Annotated in this window: 12 protein-coding genes and 3 tRNA genes; 7 read left to right on the top strand and 8 right to left on the bottom strand. The window is 31.3% G+C overall.

The window, feature by feature from the left end; all coding sequences use genetic code 11:
- Positions 1 to 35: 35 nt before the first annotated feature.
- The gene (locus J3S90_RS02040) at positions 36 to 2825 is read right to left on the bottom strand and encodes an outer membrane beta-barrel protein (protein ID WP_210644403.1); all 2790 of its coding nucleotides are present in this window, start codon (positions 2823 to 2825) and stop codon (positions 36 to 38) included.
- A gap of 94 nt (positions 2826 to 2919) precedes the next feature.
- Positions 2920 to 4230 carry a ribosome biogenesis GTPase Der gene (der, locus tag J3S90_RS02045; protein ID WP_188049521.1) on the bottom strand — a complete coding sequence of 437 codons (1311 nt, stop codon included), beginning with the start codon at positions 4228 to 4230 and terminating at the stop codon, positions 2920 to 2922.
- A gap of 106 nt (positions 4231 to 4336) precedes the next feature.
- Here der and J3S90_RS02050 point away from each other — a divergent pair, with 106 nt between their 5' ends.
- Complete coding sequence (locus J3S90_RS02050; protein ID WP_210644405.1) at positions 4337 to 4834, top strand: hypothetical protein; 498 nt, start codon at positions 4337 to 4339, stop codon at positions 4832 to 4834.
- A 3-nt stretch (positions 4835 to 4837) separates the two neighbouring features.
- Here J3S90_RS02050 and J3S90_RS16015 read toward each other — a convergent pair whose 3' ends face one another.
- On the bottom strand, positions 4838 to 4969 hold the full coding sequence (locus tag J3S90_RS16015; protein WP_262897584.1) for a hypothetical protein: 132 nt from the start codon (positions 4967 to 4969) through the stop codon (positions 4838 to 4840).
- A gap of 100 nt (positions 4970 to 5069) precedes the next feature.
- Positions 5070 to 5951, bottom strand: coding sequence for a GTPase Era (gene era, locus J3S90_RS02055; RefSeq protein ID WP_210644407.1), 882 nt, complete (start codon positions 5949 to 5951; stop codon positions 5070 to 5072).
- 245 nt (positions 5952 to 6196) lie between these two features.
- Between era and J3S90_RS02060 the strand changes: the two genes are divergently transcribed.
- The 5 genes from J3S90_RS02060 (at position 6197) to J3S90_RS02080 (ending at position 7383) form a co-directional block, all read left to right on the top strand.
- Positions 6197 to 6430: a GIY-YIG nuclease family protein gene (locus J3S90_RS02060; RefSeq protein ID WP_317192525.1), complete on the top strand. Its 234-nt coding sequence runs from the start codon at positions 6197 to 6199 to the stop codon at positions 6428 to 6430.
- Between the two features lie 151 nt (positions 6431 to 6581).
- Positions 6582 to 6658 (top strand) — tRNA-OTHER (locus J3S90_RS02065).
- Positions 6659 to 6819: 161 nt separating this feature from the next.
- Complete coding sequence (locus tag J3S90_RS02070) at positions 6820 to 7050, top strand: GIY-YIG nuclease family protein (protein ID WP_317192526.1); 231 nt, start codon at positions 6820 to 6822, stop codon at positions 7048 to 7050.
- Between the two features lie 153 nt (positions 7051 to 7203).
- Positions 7204 to 7276: transfer RNA gene (locus J3S90_RS02075), tRNA-Met, on the top strand.
- 34 nt (positions 7277 to 7310) lie between these two features.
- Positions 7311 to 7383 (top strand) — tRNA-Met (locus J3S90_RS02080).
- A 340-nt stretch (positions 7384 to 7723) separates the two neighbouring features.
- On the opposite strand, the gene J3S90_RS02085 is transcribed toward J3S90_RS02080, so the two are convergent.
- Together J3S90_RS02085 and J3S90_RS02090 are read right to left on the bottom strand one after the other, a co-directional pair.
- Positions 7724 to 8353, bottom strand: a complete 630-nt coding sequence (locus tag J3S90_RS02085; protein ID WP_210644409.1) for a hypothetical protein — start codon at positions 8351 to 8353, stop codon at positions 7724 to 7726.
- A gap of 312 nt (positions 8354 to 8665) precedes the next feature.
- A complete protein-coding gene (locus tag J3S90_RS02090) occupies positions 8666 to 10678 on the bottom strand; it encodes a M13 family metallopeptidase (RefSeq protein ID WP_210644411.1) in 2013 nt (670 codons plus the stop codon).
- Positions 10679 to 11048: 370 nt separating this feature from the next.
- On the opposite strand from J3S90_RS02090, the gene J3S90_RS02095 reads away from it, so the two are divergent.
- Entirely contained in the window at positions 11049 to 11522 is a 474-nt protein-coding gene (locus tag J3S90_RS02095; protein ID WP_210644414.1) for a hypothetical protein, read from the top strand.
- A 133-nt stretch (positions 11523 to 11655) separates the two neighbouring features.
- Here J3S90_RS02095 and J3S90_RS02100 read toward each other — a convergent pair whose 3' ends face one another.
- Together J3S90_RS02100 and J3S90_RS02105 are read right to left on the bottom strand one after the other, a co-directional pair.
- Entirely contained in the window at positions 11656 to 12168 is a 513-nt protein-coding gene (locus J3S90_RS02100) for a PRC-barrel domain-containing protein (protein ID WP_188048717.1), read from the bottom strand.
- Between the two features lie 198 nt (positions 12169 to 12366).
- Entirely contained in the window at positions 12367 to 12534 is a 168-nt protein-coding gene (locus J3S90_RS02105) for a hypothetical protein (protein WP_188048718.1), read from the bottom strand.
- Positions 12535 to 12884 lie beyond the last annotated feature (350 nt).

A 12884-nucleotide genomic window follows, 5' to 3' on the forward strand; every position in this document is an offset into this window, starting at 1 on the left:
AGAAAACTAAAACTGAAACTAATTTTTTTTGTTTTTTAGTGAAAAATCATTCTGTTTCCAGATGGTTTTTCCTTAGCACCAAATTTATTCAACTTATAAGTCAATGAAAACATCAAATATCTTTTTAAAACAGTGTTTTCTTCATCCCTTATATTTGTTGGAGAAATGGTTCTTGTCGCACTCTGGTTTTGATTTAAAACATCATACACTTTAACTTTAGCAGTCATTTTTTTATCAAAAAAACTATAAGACAAACTGGTATTCCATAAATAAAAATCTTTCTTGAAACCATCTGCAATATTCGAGTTGTAGGTATATCCAAAATCATTTCCAAAAACCCAGTTTTTAGGCCAATAATTAGTAGTTTGTATATTAAAACGATGAATTACACTTGACGCACTGCTAATTCTATAATTGGTATATTTAGAATCATTGTACGTAAAATTATAAGTTGGATTTATCGATAGTAATTCACCATATTCATAAGTAAAATTCACTTTAGGATTCAATCTCAATGTATTCGCTTCAAAAGATGCTCCGTTGACAAATCCTTTTGATAAACCATAATTGGAATTAAAACTAACACCATATTTAAAATTATGTGCTTCTTTTTTTATAGATTTATTCCAATTGGCTCCAAACCAAGAAGAATACGTTCCAGATACATTTTCAAAAGTGGTAATGTCCTTTATGTTAGAATCATAAAGTACCGAAGAAACTACTTGATCCTCATATAAGTTTCCTCCAAAATAAATAGAATAGCCCGATCTAGTTGCATAATCATAATTTCTAAAACTTAAATATCCCCATTGATTACGACTAGGTTTTAAATTTATATTTCCTATTGTTGTACTCAATGGATTAGATAAATCCTCAACGGGTAAAACTTCGCGTGCTTCAGGAAAATCAACATCATAACTGTAATTAAGATAAATAGATTTTGATTTACTCAATTTATAACTAAGTCGTCCGTTTAAATAAGGCAACACGTAATTTGAAGTTACATTAGAATTAGTACCTAAATAAAAGGAATTGGCATTATAAGTAACTATTGATGGACCAGAACTAAAGCTTAAATTAAATTTTTTCTTCTCTAATGAAAAACCTACTTCTGGACGAAAAGCTTTTTTATTTGAACTCAAATGATTTGTTTGCTCAGCATTTAAATCAGAATAACTTTGAGAATTCGCATCAAAATCAAATGTATTTCTTTGGTCTACTTTTGATTCAGTGCTATAAACAATTCCAAATTTTACATTTAAAGAATCTGTAATAGGCTCTGCATATTCAATTTCAGAAGTATAAACGTCTTTGGTGTTTCTATTAATTCTAATTTGATTTCTTACAATATCAGGATCTGAATTAAGAAAGAACATTGTATTGGTTTTATTTAAGGAACTTAAATCCTCTTTAGAATTTTCATTATCAAAAGAAAGACTTAAAAAGCGTCCTTTTTTCTTGAATTTCTTATTAAAATTAATAGCATTGCTAAATCCTAATCCATCACTTTCGTCAAAAATTTGAGCCACATTACTATTTACAAGTTCACCGGCTTCATTAAATGATTTTTCTGCAGAATTGTTGCTGTATTTGGTATTTGATTTGGTAAACTTAGGCGCTACAAAAATAGTGGCTGTTGAATCTATTTTATATTCGACTTGAAAATTTAAGTTGTGACCAAAGCTCTCCGAATTTGTTATCGCTTCTGATTCTCTATTTATATTTCCTGTGGGAAGAAATGTAATCATTTTGGTTCTATTGCGATTATCTGAATTAGAATTAGAAAAAAAGTAACTACCACTAGTTTCAAAATCCTTAATTAATTCATCCGAATAATTCAGACCTAACATACTAGACCGAGTTATTCCTTTGCCAGCGCCATAGCGATTTCCGTTTATTGTAAAACTGCCACCATCAGAGTTATAAGACATAGAACTGTTTCTTCCGCCTCCCATATTATCAAAAATTTCATCCATAGAAAAGCCTATAGAATTGATATTATTGGCCGAAGCTAACACGCTTATTTTTCTTTTGTTCTTAAAATAATTTATTAATGCGCTACTCTCATAACGATCTCCAGTACCGTAACCTCCCATAAATTTTCCGAAAAATCCTTTGTTTTTATCTTCATCGATAGTTAGGTTAATACTAGCATTATTAGAGGTAGAAGCTTCTTTGTTCAACTCTTCTTTCTTGGTTTTGGTATCGGTTATTTGAACTTTATTGATAATATCCGAGGGCAAACTTTGCAGGGCAATTTTACCATCTTTATCAAAAAAAGGTTTCCCATTTACTAAAATCTGGTTTACTTCTTTTCCATTAACGGTGATTTTACCATCAGTACCAATCTCTACGCCAGGTAACTGTTTTAGTAAAGTTTCTACATTAGCATCTGGACGAATTTTAAATGACGATGCATTAAATTCTAAAGTGTCTTTTTTTATTCGAATCGGTGGTGCATCATTTTTTATAATGACCTCATTCAAATTATTTTGGTTTTCAATCAAGTTTAAAATTCCAAAATCTCTATCTTCAGTCAGAGTTTGTATTTCCTTTTTTAGAGTTTCATAACCCATATAGGATATTTTCAAAAAAAATGGTTTGTTAATTTTTTTAATATCCATTTTAAAAAACCCATTTTTATCAGAAATAGTATAATCTATAACTGCGGAATCTTTTACTGAAGTCAAAAAAACTGTCGCAGCCTCAATGGGTACTTTAGTATTGTTATCTAGAATTTTTCCCTTTAGCGTTATAGTGCTGTTCTGGGCAAATGAAGAAATAGTTAATAAGAAAGATAAAATTAGAAAGTATTTTTTTTTCATAAATAAAAAAATTCGCTGTTAATGATTTTAAAATCAACAGCGAATTAAGTTATTTATTATTACACAATGTAATTTCTTACAACAAATTTAACATTTATTTCTCTCTAATGTAGATGTCAATTGGCACTCCTGAGAAATCCCAATTTTCTCTAATTTTATTTTCAAGGTAACGTTTGTATGGTTCTTTTACATATTGAGGCATATTGGCAAAAAACACGAACTGTGGCGTTTTAGTAGGCAATTGCATGCAATATTTAATTTTTACATATTTTCCTTTAGTAGCAGGTGGCGGATACGCTTCAATAACTTTTAACATAAATTCATTGAACTTTGAAGTAGCAATACGTTGTTGTCTACTTTCAAAAACTTTTACAGTCGCTTCTAATGCTTTCAATAAACGTTGTTTTGTTAAAGCAGAAACAAAAAGAATAGGCACATCCGTAAATGGCATTAATTCTTCTCTGATTTTCTCTTCGTAATCACGAGTTGACATCGTTTCTTTTTCGACTAAATCCCATTTGTTAACCAAAATCACTACTCCTTTTCTGTTTTTCTCAGCTAACCAAAAAATACTTTGATCTTGACCTTCAAAACCACGAGTGGCATCAATAATAAGGATACAAACATCTGCATGCTCAATGGCACGCACGGAACGCATCACCGAATAAAATTCTAAATCTTCCTTCACTTTAGCCTTACGACGGATTCCGGCCGTATCAACCAAGTTAAATTCGAAACCAAAACGGTCAAATTTTGTATCTATAGAATCACGAGTAGTACCCGCAATGTCAGTCACAATATACCTATCTTTTCCAATCAAAGCATTGATAAAGCTTGATTTACCAGCGTTAGGACGACCAACAACAGCAAAACGTGGCAATACAATTTCTTCTTGAGTTGGTTCTGGTTTTATAGGAAACGCATCAATAACAGCATCCAATAAATCTCCAGTTCCACTTCCTGAAATACTCGCAAAAGTATAATATTCCCCTAAACCAAGATTGTAAAACTCTATGGCATCTTTCTCACGCATGGCATTATCTACCTTATTTACAGCCAGTAAAACAGGTTTTGTCACCTTGCGAAGTAGTTTTGCAACCGCATCATCCATAGGAGTTATTCCCTCTTCTACATCCACCACAAATATAATTACATCGGCCTCATCAATCGCAAGTTCTACTTGCTTGCGGATTTCTCCTTCAAAAACGTCATCAGAACCGCGTACATAACCTCCGGTATCAATTACAGAAAACTCTTTTCCGTTCCACTCGCTTTTACCATAGTTTCTATCTCTGGTAACTCCAGAAACTGAATCTACAATAGCTTCTCTTCTTTGTATCAGCCTATTAAAAAGGGTCGATTTCCCTACATTAGGTCTTCCTACTATCGCAACAATGTTATTCATAAGTATTTATTCAAATATTTTGCAAAGGTAGTGTTAAATAGATTGACTATCAATTTTTTTATATATTAGCGCACCTTTACCTTTTAAACCAACCAATTATACCAACATGAACACCAATAATGAAATGAGACTTCGCTTGCGATTTTATAAAGATGTGCTGATAAACCCTACTGTTTTAATACAAAAATTTAATACTTTTAAAATTGTACCCTCAGAAGATTACACCATAAAAACAAGAGGAACACATGTTTGGATTTTTATACAGAGCAGTAAAAAAACTTATTATTCGCCCCATTTACATCTAGAATTTGAATCAAAAGGCGAAAACGAAACACATATTAGAGGTTTATTTGGTCCCGATCCTACTTTATGGACCTTCTTCATGTTTTTACACTTTATAATTGCAGGTGTTTTTTTAATTTTTAGTGGCATCGCCTACTCCAACTCTGTACTCAAAAAAAGTTACACCTTCGACTTAGTCGTACTGGCATTAATGGTTATATCGTGGTTTCTTCTTTATTTCATAGCGAAACAAATTCGAAGTAACGGAAACGATCAAACTCACGAATTAGAAAAAGTATTTTTAGAAATCCTAGAATCGTAATCTTCAGAAGCTAATCCAGCACGCCATTGCAACTCCTCGTTCACAAAGCAATTGTTGCAAAGTGCTTGCAGGAGCTTCCTTTGGTCGCTCTGCAACCACAGCAACAATATCCTTTATTCGCTGTGGGATTTTCATTTCGATCTGGGCTAAAAAAAAATCAGTAGCAGAGAAAAACTCCAATACTGATTTTATGTATATTTATATAAAAATCAAGCTTAAACCGCTACTAATTAATTTATTGGTTGTAACCAAAACGTTTTAACATATTTGCATTGCTTCTCCAATTTTTATTTACTTTCACGTACAATTCAATATGTATTTGTTTACCAAAGAATTTTTCTAAATCCGCACGAGCTTCCGTTCCTACTTTTTTCAAAGCCGCTCCTTTATGACCAATAATAATTCCTTTTTGGGTATCTCTTTCCACCATTATTAGAGAACGAATTCTGATAATGTTTTCATCCTCAAAAAATTCTTCCGTAACAATTTCTACTGCATAAGGAATCTCTTTACTGTAATTCAATAAGATTTTCTCACGAATCGTTTCATTCACAAAAAAACGTTCCGGCTTATCTGTCAATTGATCTTTAGGATAATAGGCTGGAGATTCTGGTAACAATTCGATAATCCTTCCAAAAACTTCCGGAACATTAAAGTTCTGCAAAGCAGATATTGGAAAAATCTCTGCATTAGGAACCTTAGCCGTCCAGAAAGCCACTTGTTCTTCCAATTGCTCTTGATTGGAATTATCAATTTTATTCAATAATAAAAGGACAGGAATTGTAGCATGAATAATTTTATTAAAGAAAGCTTCGTCTTTTAAATCTTGCTCTCCAATTTCAACCATATAAATTAAGATATCAGCATCTTCAAAGGCAGATTTAACGAAGTTCATCATCGAGGCTTGCATTTCGTAAGCCGGTTTGATGATTCCAGGAGTATCCGAAAGGATCAATTGAAAATCCTCCCCATTTACGATTCCAAGAATCCTATGACGAGTTGTTTGTGCTTTAGAAGTAATGATAGACAATCTTTCTCCTACGAAAGCATTCATTAAAGTGGACTTCCCAACATTTGGATTTCCTATGATATTTACAAAACCTGCTTTATGTGACATTTTAATATTATATTTATTGTGCAAAGGTAGTTATATCAAGTCAATAGATGAAAGAAAACATTTTTTAAAATTTTTTGTTGTTTTTACCTAAACTCGGCATATTTTGCATCCTACACATCGAGGTATAAAGCATTAGGCAGCTCATAGGGATCATATCCACCGCGGCGGACTAAATAAAGAGATCTACACGCGTTACTATTTTTTTATTTTATTCTCTTTTTATCAAGGAAGAATTTGTTGTTTATATCCTTTATTCTGAAAAATTCAATAAAAATTATACTGGTTTTACTTCTAATTTAATAGAGAGATTTAAATCTCATAATTTTCTTGGAATAAAAGATCATACTTTAAAATTCAGACCTTGGAAAGTTATTTATGTTGAATTTTTCCCTTCCAAAGCCGAAGCAATGAAAATAGAAAAGTATTTAAAAACTGGAATTGGAAGAGAATTTATTAAAAATTTATTCCACAACTTATAACCTAATTAACTCCCATTATTGAGATTGAGCAAAGATTTTAATAAACTTTATTCCTCAAAGCTAATTATATCAAGCTACTACAAGAAATAAAACATTTTTTAAAGTTTTCCTTGTTTTTACCTAAACTCGACGTATTTTGCATCCGACACATCGCGGGATAGAACATTAGGCAGCTCATCGGGATCATATCCGCCACAGCGGACACAGGTTCGAGTCCTGTTCCCGCTAATAAGTAGCCTTATTGAGATTACAAAACGCACATCGCGGGATAGAGCAGTAGGCAGCTCGTCGAGATCATATCCGCCGCCGCGGACTAAACAAAGAAATCCACACACGTTACTATTTTTTTATTTTATTCTCTTTTTATCAAGGAAGAATTTGTTGTTTATATCCTTTATTCTGAAAAATTCAATAAAAATTATACTGGCTTTACTTCCAATTTAATAGAAAGATTTAAATCTCATAATTTTCTTGGGACAAAAGGTCATACTTTAAAATTCAGACCTTGGAAAGTTATTTATGTTGAATTTTTCCCTTCCAAAGCCGAAGCAATGAAAAGAGAAAAGTATTTAAAAACTGGAATTGGAAGAGAATTTATTAAAAATTTAATCCACAACTAATAACCTAATTAACTCCCATTATTGAGATTGAGCAAAGATTCTAATAAACTTTATTCCTCAAAGCTAATTATATCAAGCTACTACAAGAAATAAAACATTTTTTAAAGTTTTTAGTTGCAATTCTCGAATTTAGATGTACCTTTGCACCCACATCGCGGGATAGAGCAGTAGGCAGCTCGTCGGGCTCATAACCCGAAGGTCACAGGTTCGAGTCCTGTTCCCGCTACTAAGTAGCCTTATTGAGATTACAAAACGCACATCGCGGGATAGAGCAGTAGGCAGCTCGTCGGGCTCATAACCCGAAGGTCACAGGTTCGAGTCCTGTTCCCGCTACTAAGAAAAAGCTTCAGAGAAATCTGAAGCTTTTTTGTTTATATTACTTTTAAAATTAAACTTCCTCCAAATTTAATTTGATTTAAATTACTTAATTTAGATTGTCAGTGCGAAGTCAGGAGACATTCGCAAAGCGTTTCATAATAACACGTGGGAGAGCTGGGGAAGATAGGTCCAAAATTCTAATTATTTTTTTACATACTAGTGGATACTGGATAATCTAGGTACATAACTTACCTTTTTGTTATACTTCCTCTTTCTTAATAAGCACTGTTTACTTTAAGAAGCTAAATAAACTTTCCTTATTTTTTAAATATTAGAAAATATATTATTAGAAAAATTAAAATGTAAAAAATGAAGGGTCATGGTTAACCTTCCAAGCATTAGATAGTTTAGGAAACAATTCCTTTTCACCAGATATAGTTTTCCAATTTATAATTTTTTCTCTAATTTCTAACTCTACTTTACCATAAACAAATTCTTTTTGTTGGCTAATATGTGTAATTTTAATTTTGGCTTTACCAGATTTTAGCTGACCATTTATAGAAAGGGCAACGGGGTAGGATTTATTATTTGGATAGTACGTTCCTGTAATTTTTCCATCATCTAAATTAGTTTCAATAACAAAAGATAAATATGGTAAAGGCTGTGGATTTATAATATCTCCTTCTGAACCCCATGCTCCATTGAAAAACTCCCTTTTCTTAACTTGCTTTTTCTTAAAAACACCGTAAATAAAATACAAACCAGTACAAATTGCCGAAATTAAAGCAATTAGCATTGCTACAAAACTTATATAATCGGACTTAGAAAATGAATCTTTACTCAATTCTAAACCATTTAATCGTCTTTCCGTTTCTTTTGCTGTGTATGTTGTATACTTTACAAATTCACTATCTGATTTTCTTGCTTTTTCTAAAACAATTATTCTATTTTGTAAATTTAAAACGAGACAATCTTTATTGTCCATTTTATTTATTATTTCTTGATATTCTTTCTAATTTTAAATGCTTATAATTTATCAACATAAGATGTTTTTTATAAAGATAATCGCAAACATAAACAATCTTATAAAAATCATTGATAAAAGCTTTAGATTTTTCAAGATTTCCTGCTGATAGAAAAGCCTCAGAGAAATCTAGAGCTTTGTTGATTTAAACTAAAACCTAAAAAGTTAGGATACTTTTATAAAATTTACAATTCCCAAGAAACCAAAAAAAATGCGCAAAGTCCAGAGAGACATTTGCGCATTTTTTTATAGAAACACTTTAAAGAAAGGATATCACCAAATTGTTATTCTGTCTTTCTTGGGCAAAAACATTTTATCACCAGTTTGTACATTAAATGCTTCATAAAAAGGTGTAGTATTCATTAGAGGACCATTCACACGCCAATTTGGTGGAGAATGAGGATTATTGTTAATCCACAAACGCAGGAACTCGTCTTTCATTTTTACTCTCCATATTTTGGCTATAGAAATAAAGAAACGTTGGTCTGGAGTAAAACCATCAATTTTTGTATTGCTTTTCCCTTCTTCGGTCATTTTAAAGGCATCATAAGCAACTGCTATTCCAGCAATATCTGCCGTATTTTCGCCAACTGTCATTGCACCATTAATATGTAAATCGCCTAAAACGGTATAAGTACTATACAAATTGATAACCTGTTGTATTCTTGCCTTAAACTGAGCATAATCCTCTTTTGTCCACCAGTTTTTTAAGTTCCCATTCTTATCATATTGAGCACCTTGGTCATCAAAAGTATGAGTAATTTCGTGACCTATAACCATTCCTATTCCTCCGTAGTTTAATGCATCATCTGCATTGTTATCAAAATATGGCGGTTGTAAAATACCTGCAGGAAAAACAATTTCATTTGCAGTAGGGTTATTATAGGCCGTAACTGTTGGAACTGTAGTAAACCATTCTGATTTATCGACTGCTTTGCCCAATTTTGCCAATTGAAATTGATTTGCAACTGAAGCCGCCGAAACCATATTCTCAAAATAAGTATTTCTAGCTATGTTTACTTTGCTATAGTCTTTCCATTTATCAGGATATCCTATTTTCTTAGTAATGGCAAACAATTTTTCTTTAGCTTTTTGTTTCGTACTTTGACTCATCCATTCTAATTTATCAATCCTTTTGGCATACGCTTTTTGCAGATTATTCACGAGGACTAACATCCGTTTTTTAGCATCTTCTGGAAAATATTTCTTTACATACAATTCACCCAACGCTTCGCCTAAGTAATTGTCAACGACATTAGCCATTTTTTCTCCACGTTTTTTTTGAACAGCTTGACCCGAAAGCACTTTAGTATATTCAAATGAAGCATCTACAAAAGGTTTACTTAAATCATCTGAATATCTTTCTATAGCATTTGCTTTTAAGTAAATTTTCCAATTAGTAATGGGTATGGTTTTTAATAACTTATTAAGGTTATCATAATAGGCAGGTTGACCTACATTAATAGAATCAGTTTTTGCACCTAAATTATTTAAAAAAGTAGTCCAGCCAATATTGGGCTGTCTTTTTACAAGATCTGTGACAGCCATTTTATTATAATTGGCTTGCACATCTCGAAGTTCAACTTTTGTTTTATGCGAAACGGCGAGTTGTTTATCAATATCATAAACCAAATTAGCATTCTTTTTAGCCTCTATAGCATTACTACCTGTTTGTTGAAATAATGTAGAAAGGTATTTTTTGTACGCTTCCTGTATGGCAACAGTTGATGAATCTGATTTAAAATAATAGTCCCTGTCAGGCAAACCGATACCCGTTTGATAGATTTGGGCTATGTTCATACTACTATTTTTTTCATCGGGTGACACACCAAAACCTATAATAGAAGAATTGTCTACTTTTACTTGATCAACTACAAAGTTCATTAAAGAAGGTAAATCACTAATTGCATCAATTTTGGCAAGTAAAGGTTTGATAGGTGTATAACCACGTTTGTCAATAGTTACCGTATCCATACCTGATGCATAAAAATCTCCAACCTTTTGTGCTATACTTCCTGCTGAATTCTTGCTTTGCGAAATACTATCCAATATTCCTTGCAGACGCATTCGTTGTGGGTAATTCATAAACATATAAGCACCAACTCCAGATTGAGATGCAGGTATCTTTACAGAATCATACCATTTTCCATTTACATATTTAAAGAAATCATCACCAGGTCGCAATGTGGAATCTATTCCAGTGATAGCAATATTTTTTTCCCCTTGATGTTTGGAGCAAGCTGTAAAAGCTATGAATGCAATGAAGAGTAGTAATGAATTTTTCATAATCTAAATTATTTCTATTAAAGTGTAGTAAAACGCTTGAAGTTTGATATTTTAAAATGTATATGCCTGGCATAGCTAATTTTAGCAGAACAATATACGAATTCAGTTTTTAATTATAAAGTTTTTTGTTAGAATGGTTCCCACTTACTTCAGAGAAATCTGAGGCTTTTTTTATGTTCATTTTGAAAATTGATTAAAAATTACCCATAAAGAAGTCACCAATTCGCACTTTCGTTCTAAAATTACTTTTTCATAAAAAATCTTATAACAATGACTGAAGTATTATATCAATATAAAATTTAAATGGTATTGTATAACAAAACAGCCTTTAAAAAGGGTAAATTTCGAATAATTTATTAATAATAAAATTATGAGAAATTTTTCAATACTTCTAATATCACTTTTCTTTTTATCCTGTCAGCAAAAAGAAAACAAGCAAACTGCTAATAAAAGTTTGGATGTTAATCACAAAGAGAAAAAAATAGAACAGCAAAAAGAACAAAATAAACAAATAGATGACACCATCGCTATGAATTTTAAAAATCAAGAAGGTTTTTATATCGCAGAGGGCTCAATAGACTCTATTGATTCAAGAGTTTATCTAAAATTTAACAATGAAATTTTCAAACAGCTAGACGCAAAGATTGTCCCTACTACAGGAAAGGGAAACATCCGTTTCAACCAAATTATTTTCCCTGATAAAACCTCAGATGGCCCATTTGGAATGGATTTAAAAATTGACCTTAAACAAAAAGGAAATTATATTATAGTAATTGGACATTCATTAATGGCAGATAATCCTTTTTATGGAAAATTTAAAGTTCAGCTTGACGCAAAAAAATAGCAGAATAAAAAGCACCTTTTGATGGAGCTAATATATGTTAGAAAACCAAAAAAGATCAAACATTATTAAATGTTTGATCTTTTTTTTTGCTACTTATATATAAGCAATTTAATCTTGTAAACTATAGGGATAATTAGTGACCGTCAAATTCTCTGCGGTTATAAAAAGCATCATTATCACTGTCAGAATCATCGCGAGACTTCTCATCAGGATAATAGGAATCAAATACTTTTTTTTCATAGTTCCTGTCAAAATTTTGCTCTCGATTATATCGTGTTGTTTTTCTAAAAGTATTATAATCTATACTATTAGCCATGACAATTTTTGTGTCTTTATTTATGGTTACAGATCCAATAGGTATAATAATATGGCTATCTCCATCCTTATACATAAATTCATTTACACTTTCGTTTGTTATAGCTTCATGAACTTCATTTTTACTGTCTTCTATTAATCCTTTATCGACATTGACATCTAAATAAACTACGCGTTGCATATCTTTATTTACCCATAGATTGTCGACTTTACCAATAGTGCGGTTATCTGCATCTACAATTTTCCAACCTCTTACGTCCGAATAGTCTGAAGACACTTTATAATCAGAAAGCTCATCTAGTCGGTATAAATTTTTAACTTTATTTTCCATATCTCTTTATTTTTAATAGTATCAATTTATTTATTCTCTAAATCTTTTTACAGAAATTAATATGCTATCATTACTCTGTTGATAATTTCAGAGAATCTTTTCTGCCTATTTTCTTTAGCATGATACAAGCAAAGCAGCTATTAATTAACTATAAAATTTCACACTATATAGAGTGATTTATTTCTACAACTTTCCTAATTAATTTGCTGTAGTATCTACACTTGTAGTGTTTTCGATCACTGTTGTGTTTTGAACCTGCGTTCCATTATCTTTCAAAAAGATGAAATATACAAGCGCTGCTATTAACACTATTGCTATAACCCACGGCCATATCGGCTTCTTTTTCTCAATTTTAATTTCTGCCATAACTAATTTTTTATAATTATTAATATTCAACTTTTATTTAAACTAAAGGTACAAATGAGTATGTATTACTAAGTATTTAATTTCAACTATAAATTACATAATTCCCAGCAACCTAAAAATTAACTATTTAATATATTTTTGGAAAATTAAAGTTGAGAATCAAAAATTAAGATCAATGCTATTCTAATCTTAAACAAAGATTGAAATTAAAAACCCATATAAAATAACATACCAACTATGAGTTCCCAAGGTTGAATTACAAAAAAATAGCCACAGATTAAATCTTTTGAATCATATTAAGCTGTGGCTAAAAATTTTAAACCCAAAGAAAGATGCACTTAAAGCACATC

Origin of the sequence: Flavobacterium flabelliforme (genome assembly GCF_017948675.1) — a bacterium.
Lineage (GTDB): Bacteria > Bacteroidota > Bacteroidia > Flavobacteriales > Flavobacteriaceae > Flavobacterium > Flavobacterium pygoscelis.